The organism is Ammoniphilus oxalaticus, assembly GCF_003609605.1.
GTDB classification, from domain to species: domain Bacteria; phylum Bacillota; class Bacilli; order Aneurinibacillales; family RAOX-1; genus Ammoniphilus; species Ammoniphilus oxalaticus.
In genome coordinates, this window is the sequence record NZ_MCHY01000002.1 from 26,267 (window position 1) to 46,129 (window position 19,863).

At 43.7% G+C, this 19,863-nt stretch carries 24 protein-coding genes and 1 pseudogene; 4 read left to right on the forward strand and 21 right to left on the reverse strand.

The features are described from left to right. Positions 1 to 159 precede the first annotated feature (159 nt). From BEP19_RS00910 to BEP19_RS00935, 6 genes are all read right to left on the reverse strand, one after another. Positions 160 to 2,106, reverse strand: coding sequence for a DNA polymerase (locus tag BEP19_RS00910; protein ID WP_120187985.1), 1,947 nt, complete (start codon positions 2,104 to 2,106; stop codon positions 160 to 162). 60 nt (positions 2,107 to 2,166) lie between these two features. Next, positions 2,167 to 2,733, reverse strand: coding sequence for a DUF2815 family protein (locus BEP19_RS00915; protein ID WP_120188118.1), 567 nt, complete (start codon positions 2,731 to 2,733; stop codon positions 2,167 to 2,169). Positions 2,734 to 2,930: 197 nt separating this feature from the next. Then, positions 2,931 to 3,137, reverse strand: coding sequence for a hypothetical protein (locus BEP19_RS00920; protein ID WP_120187986.1), 207 nt, complete (start codon positions 3,135 to 3,137; stop codon positions 2,931 to 2,933). A gap of 23 nt (positions 3,138 to 3,160) precedes the next feature. Further along, entirely contained in the window at positions 3,161 to 4,351 is a 1,191-nt protein-coding gene (locus tag BEP19_RS00925; RefSeq protein ID WP_120187987.1) for a DUF2800 domain-containing protein, read from the reverse strand. Then, positions 4,348 to 4,791 (reverse strand): hypothetical protein, encoded by a 444-nt coding sequence (locus BEP19_RS00930; RefSeq protein ID WP_120187988.1) that lies wholly within the window; start codon positions 4,789 to 4,791, stop codon positions 4,348 to 4,350. Before BEP19_RS00930 ends, BEP19_RS00925 begins: the two co-directional genes overlap by 4 nt. A gap of 78 nt (positions 4,792 to 4,869) precedes the next feature. After that, positions 4,870 to 5,061, reverse strand: coding sequence for a hypothetical protein (locus BEP19_RS00935; protein WP_120187989.1), 192 nt, complete (start codon positions 5,059 to 5,061; stop codon positions 4,870 to 4,872). An 80-nt stretch (positions 5,062 to 5,141) separates the two neighbouring features. On the opposite strand from BEP19_RS00935, the gene BEP19_RS00940 reads away from it, so the two are divergent. Beyond that, positions 5,142 to 5,438: a hypothetical protein gene (locus BEP19_RS00940; RefSeq protein WP_120187990.1), complete on the forward strand. Its 297-nt coding sequence runs from the start codon at positions 5,142 to 5,144 to the stop codon at positions 5,436 to 5,438. On the opposite strand, the gene BEP19_RS00945 is transcribed toward BEP19_RS00940, so the two are convergent. The 5 genes from BEP19_RS00945 to BEP19_RS00950 form a co-directional block, all read right to left on the reverse strand. Continuing rightward, positions 5,425 to 5,685, reverse strand: coding sequence for a hypothetical protein (locus tag BEP19_RS00945; protein WP_120187991.1), 261 nt, complete (start codon positions 5,683 to 5,685; stop codon positions 5,425 to 5,427). The two genes, BEP19_RS00940 and BEP19_RS00945, sit on opposite strands and share 14 nt — an antisense overlap. After that, positions 5,663 to 5,797 carry a hypothetical protein gene (locus tag BEP19_RS18075; protein ID WP_281269255.1) on the reverse strand — a complete coding sequence of 45 codons (135 nt, stop codon included), beginning with the start codon at positions 5,795 to 5,797 and terminating at the stop codon, positions 5,663 to 5,665. Before BEP19_RS18075 ends, BEP19_RS00945 begins: the two co-directional genes overlap by 23 nt. Beyond that, complete coding sequence (locus tag BEP19_RS17460; RefSeq protein WP_170145205.1) at positions 5,797 to 5,955, reverse strand: hypothetical protein; 159 nt, start codon at positions 5,953 to 5,955, stop codon at positions 5,797 to 5,799. The genes BEP19_RS18075 and BEP19_RS17460 overlap by 1 nt, the downstream gene beginning before the upstream one ends. A 62-nt stretch (positions 5,956 to 6,017) precedes the next feature. After that, complete coding sequence (locus BEP19_RS17465; protein ID WP_170145206.1) at positions 6,018 to 6,188, reverse strand: hypothetical protein; 171 nt, start codon at positions 6,186 to 6,188, stop codon at positions 6,018 to 6,020. 71 nt (positions 6,189 to 6,259) lie between these two features. Next, positions 6,260 to 6,529, reverse strand: coding sequence for a hypothetical protein (locus BEP19_RS00950; RefSeq protein ID WP_120187992.1), 270 nt, complete (start codon positions 6,527 to 6,529; stop codon positions 6,260 to 6,262). Between the two features lie 69 nt (positions 6,530 to 6,598). Here BEP19_RS00950 and BEP19_RS00955 point away from each other — a divergent pair, with 69 nt between their 5' ends. Continuing rightward, on the forward strand, positions 6,599 to 6,904 hold the full coding sequence (locus BEP19_RS00955; RefSeq protein ID WP_120187993.1) for a hypothetical protein: 306 nt from the start codon (positions 6,599 to 6,601) through the stop codon (positions 6,902 to 6,904). Positions 6,905 to 7,030: 126 nt separating this feature from the next. Here BEP19_RS00955 and BEP19_RS00960 read toward each other — a convergent pair whose 3' ends face one another. Both BEP19_RS00960 and BEP19_RS18245 read right to left on the reverse strand, forming a co-directional pair. Continuing rightward, positions 7,031 to 7,867, reverse strand: a complete 837-nt coding sequence (locus BEP19_RS00960; protein ID WP_245983234.1) for a Rha family transcriptional regulator — start codon at positions 7,865 to 7,867, stop codon at positions 7,031 to 7,033. Between the two features lie 44 nt (positions 7,868 to 7,911). Further along, on the reverse strand, positions 7,912 to 8,118 hold the full coding sequence (locus tag BEP19_RS18245) for a helix-turn-helix domain-containing protein (protein ID WP_120187995.1): 207 nt from the start codon (positions 8,116 to 8,118) through the stop codon (positions 7,912 to 7,914). A 176-nt stretch (positions 8,119 to 8,294) separates the two neighbouring features. Between BEP19_RS18245 and BEP19_RS00970 the strand changes: the two genes are divergently transcribed. After that, on the forward strand, positions 8,295 to 8,933 hold the full coding sequence (locus tag BEP19_RS00970) for an XRE family transcriptional regulator (protein ID WP_120187996.1): 639 nt from the start codon (positions 8,295 to 8,297) through the stop codon (positions 8,931 to 8,933). 67 nt (positions 8,934 to 9,000) lie between these two features. After that, a complete protein-coding gene (locus BEP19_RS00975) occupies positions 9,001 to 10,167 on the forward strand; it encodes a site-specific integrase (RefSeq protein WP_120187997.1) in 1,167 nt (388 codons plus the stop codon). A 104-nt stretch (positions 10,168 to 10,271) separates the two neighbouring features. On the opposite strand, the gene glnA is transcribed toward BEP19_RS00975, so the two are convergent. The 8 genes and pseudogenes from glnA to mutM all read right to left on the reverse strand — a co-directional run bounded on the left by glnA (position 10,272) and on the right by mutM (position 19,808). Then, a complete protein-coding gene (gene glnA, locus BEP19_RS00980; RefSeq protein ID WP_120187998.1) occupies positions 10,272 to 11,609 on the reverse strand; it encodes a type I glutamate--ammonia ligase in 1,338 nt (445 codons plus the stop codon). Positions 11,610 to 11,658: 49 nt separating this feature from the next. Continuing rightward, a complete protein-coding gene (locus tag BEP19_RS00985; RefSeq protein WP_120187999.1) occupies positions 11,659 to 12,072 on the reverse strand; it encodes a MerR family transcriptional regulator in 414 nt (137 codons plus the stop codon). A 147-nt stretch (positions 12,073 to 12,219) separates the two neighbouring features. Next, positions 12,220 to 13,488: a methionine gamma-lyase family protein gene (locus BEP19_RS00990; RefSeq protein ID WP_120188000.1), complete on the reverse strand. Its 1,269-nt coding sequence runs from the start codon at positions 13,486 to 13,488 to the stop codon at positions 12,220 to 12,222. A 32-nt stretch (positions 13,489 to 13,520) separates the two neighbouring features. Then, positions 13,521 to 14,798, reverse strand: coding sequence for a GTPase HflX (gene hflX, locus BEP19_RS00995; RefSeq protein WP_120188001.1), 1,278 nt, complete (start codon positions 14,796 to 14,798; stop codon positions 13,521 to 13,523). 112 nt (positions 14,799 to 14,910) lie between these two features. Further along, complete coding sequence (locus BEP19_RS01000; RefSeq protein WP_120188002.1) at positions 14,911 to 15,933, reverse strand: LCP family protein; 1,023 nt, start codon at positions 15,931 to 15,933, stop codon at positions 14,911 to 14,913. 129 nt (positions 15,934 to 16,062) lie between these two features. Further along, positions 16,063 to 17,022: a stage V sporulation protein K gene (spoVK, locus tag BEP19_RS01005; RefSeq protein ID WP_120188003.1), complete on the reverse strand. Its 960-nt coding sequence runs from the start codon at positions 17,020 to 17,022 to the stop codon at positions 16,063 to 16,065. Between the two features lie 177 nt (positions 17,023 to 17,199). Further along, positions 17,200 to 18,822 carry an ABC-F family ATP-binding cassette domain-containing protein gene (locus BEP19_RS01010; RefSeq protein ID WP_120188004.1) on the reverse strand — a complete coding sequence of 541 codons (1,623 nt, stop codon included), beginning with the start codon at positions 18,820 to 18,822 and terminating at the stop codon, positions 17,200 to 17,202. A 178-nt stretch (positions 18,823 to 19,000) separates the two neighbouring features. Next, positions 19,001 to 19,808: pseudogene (gene mutM / locus BEP19_RS01015) on the reverse strand (bifunctional DNA-formamidopyrimidine glycosylase/DNA-(apurinic or apyrimidinic site) lyase). Positions 19,809 to 19,863 lie beyond the last annotated feature (55 nt).

Consider the following 19,863-nt stretch of genomic DNA (forward strand, 5'->3'; position numbering starts at 1 on the left):
CGCTACAATTTGACTCGCAAAATCGAAATTGATTGCCTCCGCTTATATGGCTCACCTTATCGCAGCCCTTACAATTCACATCCAGCATTTTCCCGATCTCAACTCGAACGTGTTTTTTTAACTCTCGATCGCTAATCTCATGGGTCATACGAGCACCCCCTAATCTTTCATATAAAACTCCGTTTCAAAGCCATCTGCATTGAGCGGCAAGCCTGGCGCCCAATCAATCGGCTGCGACATGATCTCTTCCATTTCAGACAAACTTCCAACGCCATAAGGCATGTCCGCAACAACTTCGTCATGAACGTGCATGATGATGTTATAGCCCGCCTGATCCAGCCGCATCATGGAGACAGCTAGACAATCCCGAGCGGTTGCCTGAACAATGTTCTCCACTAGTTTCCCGCCATACGTTTCAACGGGCCCCCACTTATTTGCGGCGTTTAGTCCGTCAAATTCGATAGCGGGTTGTCCAAATTTCCCTGTAATGATTCGCGGACGAACATAAGCTAACTTTCTGCCGCTAGGCAAAGTAATAAACAGAATCCCGCGATAGCACTGGAACACGACCCCGTGCGTTTGTGTTGTTGTCTTGTCTTGAATGGCTTCGATTGCCGCGCGGTTACAGGACCACCAAAAATCCACAATGTTTTTGTTTGCTGCTCTCCAAGCCGAGACTAGACCAGGTAATTCGCTTTCTTGAAGCCCCCCTTCAAGGGCTCCCATGGAGATCAGCGCGCCAGGTCCACCCTGATAACCAAGCGCCAGTTCCGCGATCTTCCCCTTCTCCCTCAGTTCGGATCCGCGATCAATTGATTCGATTGGGACGTTAAACATCGCCGCGGCAGACGCTTCGTAAATCTTCCCATGCGTCTGAAAGACGTTTAGGCGCCACTTTTCTTGAGCGAACCAAGCAATGATTCGCGCCTCAATCGCGCTGAAGTCCGATACGATCAACCGATTCCCTTCGGATGCAACGAGCGCCGTCCTAACAAGTTGGGAAAGAATATCATTTCGGCTTTCATCAAATAGCAGATCGATAGAATCAAAAGCCCCTGCCTTGATAAGCTTGCTTGCGTTCTCGATGTCATGAATGTAATTCTTTGTGAGATTCTGAACCTGGACTAATCTCCCTGCCCATCTACCCGTTCGACCCGCGCCATAGAATTGAAGCAAGCCGCGAACCCTGCCATCCGAACAGACCGCGCGTTCCATCGCTCGATACTTGGACACGGAAGCCCTTGAAAGCTCTTGCCTGTGTTCAAGGACCGTTCTAACATTCGGAGGAACATCGTCTTTAAGCATCCGTTCCACATCGTCTTTACGAAGCGTTTCTGTTTCGGCGCCTTGTTCTTTCAACCAATCGAGCAACTGATTCCGACTGTTTGGATTGGCAAGACCCGTGATCTTTCTTGATTCTTCGGTCAATATCTTTTCAAACTCAATATTGCAATCAATCGCTTTTTCGACTAATTGCATATCCAGCCGAACGCCGCGGTCGTTGATTTTCTGGTCCAGCGTCCAAAGGTCCTGTTCAAACGAACTAATCTCTAAAGCGGGATCGATCTTCTCCCGAATCGCCATCTCCACTTCCACGTCGCGGCGATTGTATTCGACGTACTGCTGCCATCTTTCAGGGTCATGCTCTGGAAGGTTTCGAGCACGACCACCATTCGCCTTGGTTGGTCTACACGGCTTAGAAAAATAGTTAATCAGTGTTGTACCCGCTGAATCCTTCTGAATGTCCAACCTCAGCGCTTCCGCCACGCCCGCAAGATACCCGGGCAATCCTAGCCTAGAGGAGTCGACCGCCGTACACCGCCATTGTTCGGGCGGCATTTCCTTTCCGAAATGGGCCGCTAAACATACCCGCTCAAAATTAGCGTTAAAAGCAATCTTCGTAATGTCTGGGTCAATAATCATGAGCTGTATAATTGAGGGGATCGTTTCCCCTTGCGCTAGATCAATCACCCTTACGGGACCGCCATCAATCGAATAAGCGAAAAGCACAATTTCAAAGTCGGGTGAATCGGCGTAAGCGTAAACCCCGCATCTTGGAAGATCCACACTGCTGAACGTTTCAATATCGATATTGAGCGTTTTCAAGTTTTTTCCTCCTGAAATTTGTATAAAAATAGGGAGCTATAAAGCCCCCTATTGGGTTGTTTATCCTAAGAAATCTGGCGTATCATCGTCACTAAGCATATCCGCGAAATCATCTTCTGGATTCGACCTTCCACCAAACGCTTCGCCGTCCCGCGTAAACAACAGGTTATTTAATCCGCAAGCAACCCCTCGATTTCCGTTTGCATTGTATGGGTAGAAATTAACCGCCGCTACACCGTAGCACCCGCTGTAGAACTCTGATTCGTCCGAAATCTCAATGAGACCAGCAGACCCTTTCTTGAATACTCCTGGTTTTGTTCTGGATGAAGCGTTGATGAACCAATGTCCTGCGTACGCCTCGTCATCTGGTCGATCGGTGTCACCGTCACGTAATGGAAGCTTTAAGTTTGGCGGCATCTTACCGCTCCACTTGGAATCCTTTCCTTCTTTCTTCGCTGTTTCAATTGCCTTTTCGATCATTTGAACCGTCTCCGTATCCGTCTTTGGAATCAGAATAGAAACGCTGTATTTCGGGTCATTCCCTTCCATCGCGTGAGGCTCAAACACATGAGCGTATGAAAATCTAACCTCGTTCGTTGTTACTCTCGTTCCGTTTAATTTAGCCATTTTTACATTTCTCCTTTTTGTTTGTTGTTTTACTTTTTTGTGCTTTCTTCTTCTAATTTCAAAACGCCAGTTATAGGCATCTTTACCGATTTTGTTATAGAGAGCTTGCCAAGCTTTCCGTTTTGTTGGCTCCTTAATCCCAAAAACTTCTTTCTTAGACCAAATACTGAAAACAACGTAATAAAAATCTTGCAACTTTAGATATTCTCAATCTCGCCTGTTAGGCAATCCAAACAGATAAACAGCGGTTTATTCCGTTGAGACAGTATGATCTGCCCAGCGACTATCATTGATAGCGGTTTTTCAAGCAGTACATTGTTTTCGGGCTCCTCCATGCAGAAATCACATTTGGTTTTTACGGTAGTGCCTCCGTCATATTGAGCTTCAATTACTTCACCTTTCATAAGGCACCCTCCCCCTTCTACTTTTAGATGCTATCCGCAAAATCTTCTTCCGCCGATTCAACGGATTGCAGTTCTGGTCGCTTGTCCGATACAGGAGCAAGCGTAGGCTTACCTTGCGGCTTCACGATCAGGTCGCCCAATACTTCGGAGAATGTCTTTTTCCCGATCTCCCTTTCAAGAGCGGTGATCGTTTTAATTTCCCTTGGTCTAAAGATGACTTCCTCGTCGAATCCGTTCTCATGCAACGTGTGGGCGACTTCCTCTGGATCGGAATATCTTCGGTTGCTTCTCCCTTCAACTAGCTTCCATCCGCTAAACTTGACGCCGTGTTTCTCCGCTTGTTCTAGCGCGTAATCCTTGATATCCTTCGCCCATTTTTGAAGCTCGTCTGCTTGCTCTAGGATTCTAGCAATTTCATCATTTGATAGAGTCGGAGGATCAGCAAAATCAAATTCAGCCAGCTTCAAGTTTTCCCTCGCCCGAGCCCGACACGTCGGAGCGATCTTGCAGAAACGACAATGTTCGCCTGAAACAAAATCACCTTCCCCCTCCCACGCCATATCCGCTTTTGGCTTTACCTCGGTATCTCCCCAGGCAAGCAGATCATCAGCGGATAAGGTTTCGCTTGAAATACTGTCCAAGCGCGGTTGAACAATCGTCATACGAACCCGATCAATGTCATACAACATGCTGTAACGATCGTAGGCGCCAAGCCCGTACAACCTCATTTGCGAATTGTTCTCCGCGCTGACGGGTACGCCTTGACCAAATTTCAGGTCGATCACTTCCAATTGACCATCCGCAATAATCAAAACGTCACCCGTCCCAAATCCTTCTGGGACCCATCGAGAGAAATCTAAACGCTGTTCGATCATGACAAGCGCATCAGGTGTCGAGGCTTTCGCCTCGTTGATCCGCTCAACCACAACGTCTACATAAGATTGAACATGATCCTCCATTGCTTGACTGTAATACTCGTTTTCTCTTTCAAACTTGTTTCGTCTTAACGTGCGCGCCCGTTGACTGATCTCCCCGATCTCATGCAGCAGGAAGATCTCCGATAACTCATGGGCTGCCGTCCCTTCTTCCGCAAATACTGACGTAGTATCGGGTAGCTCATTTTCGAGCGCGGCGGATGGGGTGCAAGTCATCCACCGCGACGATCCCGAAGCGCTTAACTTTGCGTGAGCTCTTTCACTGTGCGCTACAGTCATGCGGAAAGCCCTACAGCTTCAAGAAGCTTTTGATAATCTTTCGGGTCCACTTCAGTCAGCTTACTGACGCCTAAATCTTTAATGGCCCCTTGCACCTTCTCTTGATGCTCCTTAGCGTCTCGCATGAAGTCGGTTAGCTTGCCGCGTACAACTTCAAGAGTGATTTTTGGTTCTTCTTTCTCTGCTGCCTTTTCTACCTCTTTAGCAGGCGCCGCATTAGATTCTTCTTTGATCGGCTCGGCTTTCTTCTCTTCTTTTGCGAGAGCGGGTTCTGCTTCTTCCTTAGGCTGCGGAGTTTCTACTTTCGGCTGTTCCTCGACCTTTGTATCCTCTTTTTCATAATCAAACAGAACAACGTTTCCCGCTGAACAAATAGCCAAAGCTAAGTTATTGATCGCTTCCGCTAATTCGGGAGCGTCAATCGATATTTTGATTTGCATTCATACTTCCTCTCCATTCGTGGTATATTAATAGTGATTAAACTTTTACCGAGACGCCCACTTTGCCGAGTGGGTGTTTTATTTTCCTTCCATCCATTTCGACAAGCGGATACTGTCCCGCCTTATTTCATGCAGTTTGTTCTTCAATTCAGCTCGATTTTTATCGGAATCCCAGTCGGCGATTACGAAAGTTGCGTCTTCATTAAGAAGCTCAATCGCCCTTTCCATCTGAGCGATTAGCAACCTGCGGGTTATGTCCTCTTGCCCCAAACCCTCACCCCCTTTCAAGATGTATGATGTTTCCAATAACTTCCCATCTGGTAGAATCAATATGAAGGGAGGAGCTAGAGTTGAATAAAAATGACTTGCACAATCAACCTAAAGCGTTTGAATATTTGACCCCAGGGGAGAGACGCCGTCTAACCGAGTGGGTTAAGGCTAATCTGACGCCCATTCAGTCTTTTAACGTCCGCCACACTTCTTACGGCTTAAAACATATTTTTGAGAAGAATGGCGGGTTCTACATTGGTAATGGTGCTTTCAAAGGAGCTATGATCGAATGCGGTTTTAAAGTCCAAGATAAAACCGCACTAAATTGGGTTTTTAATGTATCCGAGAAATCTATCAAAGCTATCACAAATCAATAGGTTCATCTAAAACAATTTTTGCGCACTCCCATTCTTCAAAAACCAAGATGTTTTGGCTCTCAAGAATGTTCTTCAAAGAAGTCTTACCAGTTGGCTTCTGGGCACCGGTTATGATGATGGGAGTGTTATTTTTCACTGCTGAAACAATTAACTCCTTGGTACTATTTGAAAGCCAAAAAGGTAATTTAATTTCCGATTCATGCCTGTCATACTTCCTACGCACACTAACAGCTTGATAATTTTTCAACTGCCCCGCTCCCCTTCAATGCAATTAATACAGCCTTCAGATCCTTTGCTTTGCCTACAAACTGAAACACCTGACGATTACCCTTTCCCCGTTCATCCCACGCAATTCTCATTAGCGATACTCCTTCTCAAACTCTCGCAATCTAGCATCGTAGTCTTGCGCAATAGCCTTCATATCAAAATTATTCCTTTTGCAGAACTGGTCCAGTAACTCCAGATCTTTTTCTTTTCTCTTCGTTAAAGTTTCCGCCATTTTTAGATTTACGTTCATTCGACAACCTCTCCCTTATTTAAGTTATTATGTTAAGTAGTCTAATAAAGAATTTGAATTTACTATTGATTAAGCAAGTTTGAGTCAATGTTTATTTTTATCTCTTTACTTGCCAGCTCATCTGCCAATGAGTTGGCTTCTTTTAATAGTTCCTTAAATCTCTCTACCTTCTTTAGAACCTCCACCAGTTCAGTTGTATCCACATTCAAACTAATTGAATTTACTTTTTTCATGTATTTCTTACCTCCCCTTGATTTAATTGCCAATCAAAAATGTTAAAAAATTTACTCACCGCAGTGAGCACTCAATATTTAGATTGTTCTTTAAGCCAGGTTATTAAAAAGGACTCTGTCTCTCTAGCAGGAAAGTACCACTTAGTTCCGACTCTATATTTCGGGAACCGATCATCATGAAAAAAGTGTTCACGTATATAGGGCTCGCTCATACTGGTCTGTCTGATCAGCTCCTTCATATCCCAAAACGTTTGGCGATGCTGTATTTCATCCAAGCGTCTTTTCAATTCCTCATGAAATATTTCCTCGACTTTGCGTTCATTGATCTGTAAATGGAGCAAGAGTTTCACCTCCTTTATAGGACATTCATCCCTCCTGTCGAATTGAGACTAAAGAAGGGTGGTCATTATATGAATCCATATATGTTTGTGATTGATATCGTTCCGATGCCGGATAATAATAAGTGTGACGATATTGCTGGAGCAAAGGCTCACATTTGGGTAATTTCAAAAGATAGAGAGAGTGCCAAGCTCCGTGTAATCAACTACATCGAGAAGCATCTTTGGAGTGTTACAAATTTTGAATACGAGTTCGAGATTCAACAAGAGCTGATTCCTTCGTTGCATGCAGATGAAGCTCGGCTATATGAATCGGCTCTGCGTCTAGGAATCGCCGCAGACTACGTTGCATTTCCGAAGAAGCCCGCTGAGAAGTAGCTTTCCTTTTGCCTTCCGCCGTTCCCGCGGCGGATTTTTTCTTTATACCCTTGTCTCTTTTTACATTCAACCTTCTCACCCCCTCTCCTCACCTTCGTGCGATACCTTGTTTCAAGCTGATTTGATTTACGCCCAATCTGCCAAATTTAAGCGACTAGCATCAAAATTGTAGTTCTTGTCCCTCAGATTAATTATAGGTTCGTCAAGCGATAACCCCTGCAAGAAGGACACAACCTTTTCAATAACGCTTTCTTTGTATTTGACCGTATCCCCCGTCCAATTCCCCTTGCTTTCTAGCACTCGCTTCAATTCATGTTCTTCTATTTCTCCGTGATCCGTTAAAAACGAGGTAATAGCAGCCACCAGCTGTTTGTGAGGTTTCCCGCTTTTGCTAAACAGTCCTACCTTTGTTCCGATCTCTTCGCAAGTAAACAGCTTTTCAGTTTCAGGAGCAGGAAGTAGACTTTGACCTGTTGATTGGTTGATTAGGTTTGATGCGATTAGTTGTTTCATGTCAGGAGACAGAACATCTTTGAATGTCTCCGCTACCTCCATAGCAAATTGTTGTTTCTTTAGCCTTACAGATTCCAACCTAGCCTGCGCATTCAGATAACGAGCTTCGGTTGCTTGCTGTTTGATTTCTAAATCCTTCGATTTGTCGATCGTTACTTGGACTTGTGGCACTTGGAGTTGTTCTAGTTCATTAATCCTTTTGATTACCGCACGCCTTGTTTTAGCATCATATTTTAAGGCCAGTTGCATCGCCCCGTCTTTTCCAAATTCATAGCACGGTGAATCCCGATTGCTTTTGTCTTTATATGAGGTGAGCTCAAAAATGAGCCGACCTGTTTCCTCTCCTAAAGAATCAATTTCATTCCGAATATCCCGCATGACATTCTTGTGTTCCTTGCCTACAATTTCCGCAATGTCCAAACTCGTCATTTTAATTTCACTTACCATCACTTGATCCAATCCGCCTCCCCTTCTTAACATGATTTATAATCATGTTAACTGCAAATTTTTTTTTTGATTCCCAATAGTTCGTCCGCACTTACATTAAAAAATAAACATAACCTCTTTAGGTGTCGAGACGAAATCACTTCAATGTCTTTTTCCCAAGCGCTTACGGTTGTCTGTGATGTGCCTATTTTCTCAGCCAATTCCTTTTGCGACATCTTTCCGTTCCTCGCTCTCAATTCGGCTATGGTTAACATTTCATTCACCCCTTTCTGGTATCTTCTGATTTATACTATACATGATTTTTAATCATATAGCAAGAAGTTTTATGATTTATAATCATTATTTAGTAACTAAAATCAAAGCTTCATTAAATATAAGTTGATTTATTATCATGTATTAAGTATACTTAGTAAAGAAAGGAGGTGAGATCATGAAGACGACAGGAGAAATAATCAAAGAATTACGGGAATCAAGAGGGATGACACAACAACAATTAGCTAGCTTGATGGGTATGAAGACTTACACAACCATCACTAAATGGGAAAGTGGAGATAACTTCCCAAAGGGTAGAGATATAAAATTGTTAAGTGAGTATTTCAAGGTTAGTTCCGATTATATTTTGGGGATACAAGATGAGGTTGACCAAACGATCAAGGTTTCCGAATACCCTCACATCCCAATCGGTGTATCCGCTGGAATGCCTATAGAAGTAGATGGGATTGCTGATGTCGAGACAATTAGCATACCCGATAGTATTATGGGAAAGTGGGCAGGAGACCGTGACATATTTATCATGCACGTCAATGGAGAAAGTATGAACAAAGTCATGCCGCACGGATCGCTTATTGCGGTTAAACCCATCGAGAGACCACATCTTAAAGACAGAGACATAGTTGTGTATAGTGACGGGTATGAATACGCTGTGAAAAGGTTTTACTTGCACCATGATGAACTGATATTCAGACCCGACTCGGACAGTTTGGATTTTAGGGAATATCGAGCATCTATTAATAACGCAGAATTACAAATACACGGAAAAGTAGTTCTTTATATCGTGGAGTTAGAATAAACGTTTGGCCAAGCGTTTACATGAGCAGATTAAACCCTGCTCTTTTTTAATAAAGGAGGTTATACGTATGGCTAGTTATCGTAGACGCGGATGTACTTGCAATGGGAGAAGATGCGGTTGCGGCGCGCCATGGGAATATCGTATAAGGTACAAGGATCCATTTACCCAGAAGTACAAAGAGAAAACAAAGGGAGGGTTCAGAACGAAGAGAGAAGCGCAGATCGAGGCGATGGAGGAAGAACGAAAATTATTAGAGGGAATTGAGCAGGCGCCTATTTCTTTAAAAGACTACCTCAAAGAATGGTTGATTCAATACAAAAAAGATGTTGTAAGGAAGAACACGTTTGAGATCCACGAACGAAACATTAGAAATCACATTGTTCCTTATTTCAAAAAAATACAATTGTCAGACATTAAACCGATCATGTATCAGAAGTTTCTAAACCATATCATCGACCAAGGATACAGCAAACGAACAGGTGAGATCATCCACAGCACCATGCATAATGCCCTAGAACGGGCAGTAACAATTGGCGCGCTGGAAAAGAACCCAACCGCAGGAGCCATAGTGAAAGGAGTAAAGAAAGAAAAAGACCTAAAGTACATGGAGTCAAACCACATTGCCCACTTTCTTCAAACCGCGTATCAATACAACTACATCTACTGGATATTTTTTAAGGTATTGATTGAAACAGGGATGCGGAAAGGAGAAGCAGCCGCTTTGCAATGGCCTGACATTGATTTAAAAGAAGGTAAGATCCATATAAACAAAACGTTAGATTTCAAAGCGAAAGCCAATGAGGACCGCTTCGGAGATACAAAAACATATAGCTCAAGGCGTACGATCACGATTAGTGCAGGGCTTGTTCAAGACTTACAGTTCCACATCAAACACCAAAATCAAAACAAGCTGGCTTTGAATGACATCTATCATCACGATCTGAACCTGGTCTTATGTCGAAATGACGGGGACATCATGCCGACATCCACTTTATTCAATGCGTTTGCTCGCATCTTAAAGCAGGCAGGGCTCCCAAACTTACCGATCCACTCGCTGCGGCACACTCATGCAGTGCTCTTATTGGAAGCTGGCGCCGAAATGAAATACATCCAGGAGCGCCTGGGGCATGGCAGCATCCAAGTAACATCCGACGTGTATGCGCACGTTTCCAAAAAGATAGATGAAGACACGATGGACAAATTCGAGCAACACATGAAAGACGTGCTTCAATGATTATGTGGGCAAATTGTGGGCAACACCTACAATAGCCTAAAATTAACCCCCGCGCCCACAAAAAGAAAAACCCTTAACACCAACGGTATCAAGGGTTTCCTCGTTTAATAATGCACCATATATTGATCGCGTTCCCACTGATGAATCTGCGTGCGGAACATATTCCATTCGATTTCTTTTGCTTCAATAAAATTTAAAATGGCGTGTTCGCCTAGGGCTTCAACAATAATTGGATTGTTTTTTAAGGCGTCAACCGCTTCTTTTAGGTTGGCGGGTAATGTGCTGATTCCTGCTTCTTCTCTTTCCGTTTCGCTCATCACATAAATATTGCGATCAGTCGGAGGCGGGCAAACCATTTCATTTCTAATTCCGTCCAGACCAGCGGCCAACATCACAGCTAGCGCCAAGTATGGATTCGCCGATGGATCCGGGCTACGCGCTTCCAAACGCGTGCTCACGCCGCGTGAAGAAGGAATTCGCACTAACGGACTGCGGTTACGAGCGGACCAAGCGACGTAACAAGGCGCTTCATAACCTGGCACTAACCGTTTATAGGAGTTCACCAGCGGATTCGTAATCGCGGAAAAGCCGCGAGCATGATGTAATAGTCCAGCCATGTACTGTTTGGCAGTTGCGCTTAAACCGAGTTCATCACTTTCATCATAGAACACATTTTCTTCTCCAGAAAATAGCGATTGGTGACAATGCATCCCAGAACCAGCCACGCCAAACAACGGTTTCGGCATAAACGTCGCGTGTAAGCCATGTTGTCGAGCGACTGTCTTCACAACGAGCTTAAAAATCTGTATTTCATCCGCTGCTTTTAACGCATTCGCATATTTGAAATCAATTTCATGTTGTCCTGGCGCAACTTCATGGTGAGAGGCTTCAATTTCAAAGCCCATCTTTTCCAATGTCAAAACAATATCGCGACGGCAATTTTCACCTAAATCTAATGGCGCAAAGTCAAAATATCCGCCGTTATCATTCAAATCAAGCGTTGGTTCCCCTTTTTCATCTAGTTTAAATAAGAAAAATTCAGGCTCCGGTCCGACGTTCATCGTCGTATAGCCCAACTCTTTCGCTGCTTGCAATTGACGTTTTAATATACCGCGAGGATCGCCAGGGAACGGAGTGACACCATCCGCTAAATAAACATCGCAGATTAGCATTGCTACTTTTCCAAAATCTCCGCCCCAAGGGAAGATCGTCCATGTATCTAAATCCGGATGCAAATACATATCCGATTCCTCGATCCGCACAAAGCCCTCAATCGAAGAGCCGTCAAACATCATTTTATTATCCAATGCTTTTTCTAACTGACTCACGGGAATCTCCACATTCTTAATCATTCCTAGTAAGTCGGTAAAACCTAAGCGAATATACTTGACATTCGCTTCTTTCGCTAAACGTTTGATGTCTTCCTTACGGGCAACAGTCATCATGTCTCCTCCTCGAAGTTGTCTTTCTTCATTATTTGGCGCATTCAAATCAATTCTGATAAAAGCGATGAAGCTCTCCCCTGATCAACGGGGTCTCTCCTAGCTGTCTGTGAATAATTTGTTGCTTTAAAAATTGTCTTAGTTCAACATCCGTTAAATCTTGCCGCGGCTGCTCGGATTGATCTGTCGCATCAGAGCGCGCTTCAGATTTCGACGCAGCTTGTCCCATCTTCATCACCTGTTTAATGCCCGCAATATTCATACCCTTTTCTATGTAGGATTTAATCGTTAATAAACGATCGATATCATGAAAAGAAAAAAGCCGTTGATTGCTCGCACTGCGAGCAGGTTGAATCAGATGATTCGCCTCATAATAGCGGATCTGCCTAGCGGTTAGTTCAGTTAATTTTGTAACAATTCCAATCGGAAATAGGGCCATATGTCGACGGTTTTGATCGCTCATCAAACACACCCCTTTATACATTCAAAATAGTTAAGATATATTTATTTTATGGTTGGAAGTTGATCCTGTCAATCCATGTCACAAAACCTTACATAAGTAAAAAAAAGTAGGTGTAAGAAAACCGTTTGTCTTCTTACACCTACTGACTTAAAGTGTCAACAATTTATTTTCAATTAACTCGTCTAGCGCGGTGAGCACACCCACTTTTACATGGGAATAGGTTAATCCCCCTTGAATAAATCCAAGATACGGGGCGCGAATCGGACCATCTGCGGAAAGCTCGATACTTGAGCCTTGAATAAACGTTCCGCCAGCCATAATCACAGGATCCGCATACCCTGGCATTTCGCTCGGTTCAGGTGACACAAACGAATCAACAGGCGAAGCTTTCTGAATACCTTGGCAAAAAGCGATTAACCGTTCCGCAGTCCCAAATTCAACAGATTGAATTAAATCGGTGCGGGGATCCGCCCACTTTGGTTCTGTTTTGAAACCGACCATTTCTAACAATCCCGCCGTAAAAACAGCTCCTTTTAGCGCTTCGCCAACGACGTGTGGAGCGAGAAAAAAGCCCTGATACGTTTCAGGTAGTGAATAAAGGGTTGCTCCGACTTCTGCCCCGATGCCGGGGGCAGTCATTCGATAAGAAGACAATCGAACATACTCCTCTTTTCCTACAATATATCCGCCTGATTTTGCAATCCCGCCGCCTGGGTTCTTAATGAGCGATCCCGCCATGATATCCACGCCAACTTCGGTCGGTTCCAATGATTCAGTGAATTCCCCGTAGCAATTATCGACAAACACGATAACATCAGGCTTAATCTCTTTTACAAAGCGAACCATTTCTTTGATTTCCTCAACGCGAAAAGACGGTCTATCCGCATATCCTTTGGAACGTTGAATACCGATTACTTTTGTGCGTTCAGAAATCGCTGCCTTGACCCGATCGTAATCGACGCGTCCGTCTTCTCGAAGGGCAATCGCCTGGTAATCGATCTGATAATCTTTCAATGAGCCTTGTCCGTCGCCGCGAACCCCGATGACTTCCTCTAACGTGTCATAAGGAGCGCCTGTCATGTACATCAACTCATCGCCTGGTCGTAATAAACCGAACAAACAAATCGAGATCGCGTGTGTTCCCGATGCGATTTGCGGTCGCACGAGCGCCGCTTCCGCGCCAAAGACAGTGGCGTAAACCGATTCGATCCCATCGCGACCGACATCATCATAACCGTAGCCTGTTGACGCGGCAAAATGATAGTCGCTAATCGCTGCCTTTTGAAAAGCGCGCAGTACTTTGAACTGATTATAATCAGCCATGGCCTCGATCTCTTTCAGCCTCGGCTCAATTTTTTCTTCCAATTGTTTAATATATGGTTTAAGAAGCGCGCCATTTTTCAACATTGCATACATGATTTTATTACCCTCTCATTCGCTAAATTCCATTAATCTACGTAAGGCGCCATTTCTTTTTCTAGTCGTCCGTATTCTTCCGCTGAAAGCCGCACAACAAGACGCCATCCTTCTTCCCCTTCTTCCTTCTCCATTACTTCGCCAACTTGATGTAACTTCGAAACGAGAACGGGTTCATGGTAAGGAACAGACAAGGCGCACACCCGAGCGCTGGAAAACAACTTCGCCTGAATCAATTCCAATAACTCGGGGATTCCTTCTCCAGTCAGCGCGGACACGAGGACTTCATCTTCACGAAGATACGGTTTGACGTCAACCTGATCCGCCTTGTTATACACTTTGATCAACGGTCGATCCAGCGCTCCTAATTCGCCTAATACGTATTCAACTGTTTGTATTTGCTCGTCGCGATCCGGACTTGAACTATCAATCACATGCAACAACAAATCAGCCTCCGCCGATTCTTCTAATGTACTTTGAAACGCTTTGACCAATTTGTGCGGCAAATTTTGAATAAAACCGACCGTATCAGAAATCAACCATTCCCAACCATTTTCTAATTCAATCTTACGCGTTGTTGTATCCAACGTTTTAAATAGTTTATCCTCGGTCTCAACCTGTTCCACTTGGTCTTTATGGACAAAACGATAGATCGCATTGAATAAAGTAGATTTACCCGCATTCGTATAGCCGACAAATGAAACCGTAGGGATCCCGCTTTTTTTTCGTTGGGCTCTATGCAAGGCCCGGGTTCGTTTCACTTCTTCCAGTTGACGCCCGATCTCACCGATTCTTCGACGAATATGGCGACGATCCAACTCAAGCTTTTGCTCCCCAGCTCCCCTGGAACCGATCCCGCCGCCGAGTCGGCTTAACTCTTGTCCTTTTCCCGTCAAACGCGGCAACTTATATTCCAGTCTCGCCAATTCGACCTGCAAGATCCCTTCGCTACTTTTAGCTCGCATAGCAAAAATATCAAGGATTAAGGCGGTCCGATCCACGATTTTTAGATCGAGTAAATTTTCAAGGTTACGCTGTTGAATCGGGGTTAACTCCCCGTCAAAAATAATTAAATCGGCATCAAGTTGTTCAATTGCCGTTATTAATTCATCTACTTTTCCTTTTCCGATATACGTAACTGTGTCCGGACGCGGACGATTTTGCGTTAACGTCCCGACAACTTGGGCGCCTGCTGTATCCGCCAAATTTTCAAGTTCTTGTAGTGAAGATTGAAACGAATGCTCTGTCATCTGCGGCAGATTTAAACCTACCAATATGGCTCGTTCTACTGTCGGTGCTGTGATTTCCATTAGATTCCTCCCATTCACAATTCTGGGTTACCTGGATACTCCCTTCATTATAGTCCTCTTTGTTCGGCGGTTCAACGCGTACCCCTGACGCCAAGAAAAAACGGGAAAACGCTCAGCGCATATCCCCGTTTAATAGCTCATTTAATTGTTCGCTCGCTGCTTTCAAATCTTCTTCGGGAATCACCGTTTGTAAAAGCCCTCCATCCCAGTAAACATTTGGTGTTTCAATCCTGTTTATCTTGTCGGGATGAAACGAAGGCGCCCGCAAAAGAAGTTGTCTAATTTGAGTTTTTGTTAAATCCGTTTGAATATGAGCAGCCATAATATCCAGCGCATCAAACACATTGGAAATACCCGTCATTGTTTTCATTTGCACAGCCACAGCGGTGATGACTTCCTGTTGTCTTCGGTTTCGATCAAAATCGCTAGAATAATGATCAAGTCCACGGTCATCATGACGGTGTCGAACCCAATCGAGCGCCTCTTTCCCATTGACATGTTGCTGTCCAGGAAGCAGATGAATATGAGTCTGATCTGTCGGATCGTTGTAAATTAATTCACGCTCAACCTCGATTTCAATCCCGCCAATTTCATCGATCATCGCCATAAAACCTTTAAAATCAATCATTACATAGTGATCAATCGGAATCTCAAATAATTGACTGGCCATTTTTTTTGCGAGAGATGGACCATCGACACGGTTCGTTTTCTCTTGATCATTTTGTCTTTTCAAATACTCCCCAATACTATAGGCTTCATTTGCTTTCACTCGTCTGCCTAAGTCTGCGAACCGCACTTTTGTATCTCGCGGAATCGAGACCATAGCGATCTGACCCTGCTTTGGATCTACTGCGGCCACAATCATCACATCCATAAGGTTCGTGCCTGTTTCTGGACGATTGTCGTTTCCTAAAATTAAAATGGAAAATGGCGCGCCAGCCGTTCCCTCTTCTTCAAAAGAGCCTGTTACCCCATCAAGGGCATGGTCGATCCGCCAGGATGCATATCCTAATGTACTCAATCCGATTAGTAAACAAAACAGGAGGAATAATAAAAATAAACGCGCTCTCCTCCTTCGTCTTCTGCGCCTTCTAATCAAATGGATCGATGGCCTTCGTTGGGTTTGCTTGTCCATACACCGACGTTCCTTTCTCCACACAATCTACTCAAACTACCTTAACCCAAGTGAAAGAAGTTAGGCAACCTTTTTCGACAAAAAACACGGAGTCATCTTTTATGAGAAAGATGACTCCGTAGCCTACCTTCACCACCGCGTGTGTTGAGAATCACAGCGTAGATCATCCGAACCAATCGTAATTAGATCTTCTTTACTTGGCGTTTGTTTCTGCATCAAGCGAACCGCTTGGAATCGAATCGACTTTTCGATCAGATTTCGGACATGTCGAGCATTGCTAAAAGAACGACTCGAATGCGACAATTTTGTTTGTAAGTGTTTTCTTAATTTCTGTCGGGCATAACTAGAAAATTGATACTCCCGCTCTTCGACCATCATCTCCGCGATCTGCATCAGTTCATCCAATAGATAATCAGGAAAGTCGACTTGAATCGGGAAACGCGAGGGCAATCCTGGGTTGGAGCTGAGGAAATCATCCATTTCTTCTGAGTAACCGGCAAGAATCAAAATGAAGTCATTGCGATGATCCTCCAACCCTTTAACTAAGCAATCAATTGCTTCCCTGCCGAAGTCTTTATCACCGCCGCGCGCAAGCGAATACGCCTCATCAATAAACAAAATACCGCCCATCGCTTTTTTTATATGCTCACGCGTCTTCTGCGCCGTGTGACCAATATATTCACCGACAAGATCGGCCCTTTCCACCTCAACAAGATGCCCTTTCGACAACACGCCCATTTCCCTAAACAATTTTCCAACAATTCGAGCGACGGTCGTTTTCCCAGTCCCTGGGTTCCCCTTAAAAATCATATGCAACACTTGACCGTCTGTTTTCAGCCCTTCTTTTCGCCTGCATTGGTTAATGTAAAGCAAGGCATAAATTTCATATATTAAGTCTTTAATACTTTTCATCCCAATTAAACGATCTAATTCTTTAGTAATTTGTAAAAAGCGCTCATGTGGGACGGCGCCTGAATCATTGGATATTTTAGAAAACGATTCGGTTAAAGATTTTGTGTTTTTAGTTTGTTGATTAATGACAACGTTTATCCGATTTGGCGCCTGTGTTGTTGTGGCACGCCATGTCAAAGTCTGTCACCTCTCTTTTTTTCTTCGTACCCTAACATATGCATAAACGCCCAGAGGGGTGAAGCCGAGTCGTTGACTTAGCGGATTCAAATCGCCAATTACACGGTCCAATCAAATACAAAAAATCCCCTAACATGAAACGATGCGCTCGCTCACGGCTAGGAGATTTTTTAAAATTTACGCGTACATTTTTTCGCGAAGTTGCTGTATTTCCTCGCTCGCCAAGTACTCGTCATAGGATGTCATTCGATCAATCAAGCCATTCGGTGTGATTTCAATGATACGGTTGGCAACCGTTTGCGTAAATTGATGGTCATGCGATACAAATAAAGCCGTTCCATCAAATTCAATCATCCCATTATTTAAAGAAGTAATCGATTCTAAGTCAAGGTGGTTGGTGGGTTCATCTAAAATAAGCACATTTGAGCCAGACAACATCATCCGCGATAACATACAGCGCACTTTTTCTCCCCCGGATAAAACACTCGCCTTCTTTAAGGATTCCTCACCCGAAAACAGCATCCGTCCTAAGAAACCGCGCACAAACGTTTCATCTTGATCACTAGAATACTGACGCAACCAATCGACGAGATTTAGCTCAACCCCATCGAAATATTCGGCATTGTCTTTCGGAAAATACGCTTGAGAGGTGGTTACGCCCCAACTGTATTCTCCTTGATCCGCCTCAAGTTCACCCATTAATATTTTAAAAAGCGTTGTTTTAGCCAAGCCATCTGGACCAACAAAAGCAATTTTATCGCCTTTATTAACAACAAAGCTAATGCCTTTTAAAACCTGATTGCCGTCAATTTGCTTTGATAGCTGGTCGACGGTCAAAATTTGTCTGCCTGCCTCACGCTCTGATTTGAAATTGACATACGGATATTTTCTTGAAGAAGGTCTAATATCTTCTAATGTTAGTTTTTCTAATTGTTTCTTACGTGAAGTCGCTTGTTTCGCTTTAGAAGCATTCGAACTAAAACGAGCAATAAACTTCTCTAACTCTTTCCGTTTTTCTTCTACTTTTTTGTTTTGATCACGTTGTAATTCAAGCGCAAGTTGACTTGATTCATACCAAAAATCATAGTTGCCAACATACAGCTGAATTTTTCCGAAATCAATATCGGCAATATGCGTACACACATGATTTAGAAAGTGTCGGTCATGAGAGACTACGATTACGGTTGTATCTTCGCCAATGTTAAGCAAGAAATTTTGTAACCAGGCGATCGATTCCGCGTCTAGATGGTTTGTCGGCTCATCCAGCAACAGATTGTTTGGCCGTCCAAACAAGGCTTGGGCTAGTAAAACACGGACTTTTTCGTTCCCTTCTAGATCCGCCATTTGCTTCTCATGAAGTTCCTTCGCAATCCCTAGTCCCATCAACAACTCCGCCGCTTCCGATTCCGCTTCCCAACCGTTTAACTCAGCGAATTCACCTTCTAATTCCGCCGCTCTCATTCCATCATCTTCATTAAAATCCGCTTTTGCGTAGAGCGCATCCTTTTCTTCCATAATTTCGTAAAGTCGTTCGTGACCCATAATCACCGTTTTTAGAACTTCGAACTCATCAAACTCGTAGTGATCCTGCTTTAAAACAGCTAAACGTTCACCCGAGTGCATAATCACTTCGCCTTTGTTCGGTTCAATTTCACCGGCTAATATTTTTAGGAAAGTGGACTTACCAGCCCCGTTGGCGCCAATTAATCCATAGCAATTGCCTGGTGTAAATTTAATATTTACATCTTCAAATAGCGCCCGTTTTCCATATCGTAAAGTAATTCCACTCGCTGTAATCATCGTTTTAATTTCCTTTCTTAACCCATCATTCTTCACTAAAGCAACGACTGTTCAGCATCCATCCCGTGGCACAAACTCCTTCTTTAACAAGGTAAAGGATTTACGCTGAAGTCAGTTAATATTCTATCACACTTCTACCGCAATAGACGAGACTATTTCTAATCAATGTCAATCGAAATTAATGTTGGCAGTTTTTACAATAAAACACTTTTCTTCCCGACACTTTCTCCTGAATCACCCTATGCCCACAGCGATGGCACGGCTCACCGCTACGATCATACACTTTGCAAAGTGAACCATAGGAACCTGTTATTGTATCTCCCCCGAATAGCGGGTGTTCCATATACCCGCCGTAATCAATGGCCTCTAGCAACACATCCTGTATTGCTTTATAAAGTTTTTTCTTTTCAGTTAGCGTAAGATCCTTTCCTTTCTTCAAAGGGAGAAGTTGAGCGGAAAAACATATCTCATCCGCATAACAATTACCGATACCTGCAATAAAATCTTGATTAATCAAACTCGTTTTCAACCGTCCCGCCTTCGTATTCATTCTCATAACAAACTGCTCTTCAGTGAAATGGGGCTCTAGTGGTTCGGGACCTAAAAGCCAGTTTTTCTGTTAACGATTGGTAGTCGTAAAGATAAAGATAACCTAATCGCAATCCTATAAAATACAACGATCGGCGCGCGAATGAAAGAATGACTTGAAAAGTTCGATCAGGCTTGTCTTGATCCGAGCCAACGTACATCCACCCACCGAGCATCAAGTGAAGCAATAGAAACTGCCCATTGTCTAGTTCAAATATTAAATATTTTGCTCGTCGTTGGATGGCAATCATTTTACGACCAAGCAGCCTAGTTTGAAAATGAAGCGAGTTTATATTAATCGATTTCTCACGGAACACGTCCACTTTTGTGATCGGCTGACCAACAATTAAACGTGAAAGCAACCTTCGATACGTTTCCATCTCAGGTAATTCAGGCATACGCTAACAAGCCTCCTCCATCTTTCTTCTCGATTCAGTTTTTTCCCTTGTTAGC

Excerpts from the sequence above, each read along its gene's own strand:
- BEP19_RS00915 (WP_120188118.1), bottom strand. The coding sequence starts at position 2,733 with ATGGCTAAATTAAACGGAACGAGAGTAACAACGAACGAGGTTAGATTT.
- BEP19_RS00920 (WP_120187986.1), bottom strand. The coding sequence starts at position 3,137 with ATGAAAGGTGAAGTAATTGAAGCTCAATATGACGGAGGCACTACCGTA.
- BEP19_RS00925 (WP_120187987.1), bottom strand. The coding sequence starts at position 4,351 with ATGACTGTAGCGCACAGTGAAAGAGCTCACGCAAAGTTAAGCGCTTCG.
- BEP19_RS00930 (WP_120187988.1), bottom strand. The coding sequence starts at position 4,791 with ATGCAAATCAAAATATCGATTGACGCTCCCGAATTAGCGGAAGCGATC.
- BEP19_RS18075 (WP_281269255.1), bottom strand. The coding sequence starts at position 5,797 with ATGAGAATTGCGTGGGATGAACGGGGAAAGGGTAATCGTCAGGTGTTT.
- BEP19_RS17460 (WP_170145205.1), bottom strand. The coding sequence starts at position 5,955 with ATGAACGTAAATCTAAAAATGGCGGAAACTTTAACGAAGAGAAAAGAA.
- BEP19_RS17465 (WP_170145206.1), bottom strand. The coding sequence starts at position 6,188 with ATGAAAAAAGTAAATTCAATTAGTTTGAATGTGGATACAACTGAACTG.
- BEP19_RS00955 (WP_120187993.1), top strand. The coding sequence starts at position 6,599 with ATGAATCCATATATGTTTGTGATTGATATCGTTCCGATGCCGGATAAT.
- BEP19_RS18245 (WP_120187995.1), bottom strand. The coding sequence starts at position 8,118 with ATGTTAACCATAGCCGAATTGAGAGCGAGGAACGGAAAGATGTCGCAA.
- BEP19_RS00970 (WP_120187996.1), top strand. The coding sequence starts at position 8,295 with ATGAAGACGACAGGAGAAATAATCAAAGAATTACGGGAATCAAGAGGG.
- BEP19_RS00975 (WP_120187997.1), top strand. The coding sequence starts at position 9,001 with ATGGCTAGTTATCGTAGACGCGGATGTACTTGCAATGGGAGAAGATGC.
- glnA (WP_120187998.1), bottom strand. The coding sequence starts at position 11,609 with ATGACTGTTGCCCGTAAGGAAGACATCAAACGTTTAGCGAAAGAAGCG.
- BEP19_RS00985 (WP_120187999.1), bottom strand. The coding sequence starts at position 12,072 with ATGAGCGATCAAAACCGTCGACATATGGCCCTATTTCCGATTGGAATT.
- BEP19_RS00990 (WP_120188000.1), bottom strand. The coding sequence starts at position 13,488 with ATGTATGCAATGTTGAAAAATGGCGCGCTTCTTAAACCATATATTAAA.
- hflX (WP_120188001.1), bottom strand. The coding sequence starts at position 14,798 with ATGGAAATCACAGCACCGACAGTAGAACGAGCCATATTGGTAGGTTTA.
- BEP19_RS01000 (WP_120188002.1), bottom strand. The coding sequence starts at position 15,933 with ATGGACAAGCAAACCCAACGAAGGCCATCGATCCATTTGATTAGAAGG.
- BEP19_RS01010 (WP_120188004.1), bottom strand. The coding sequence starts at position 18,822 with ATGATTACAGCGAGTGGAATTACTTTACGATATGGAAAACGGGCGCTA.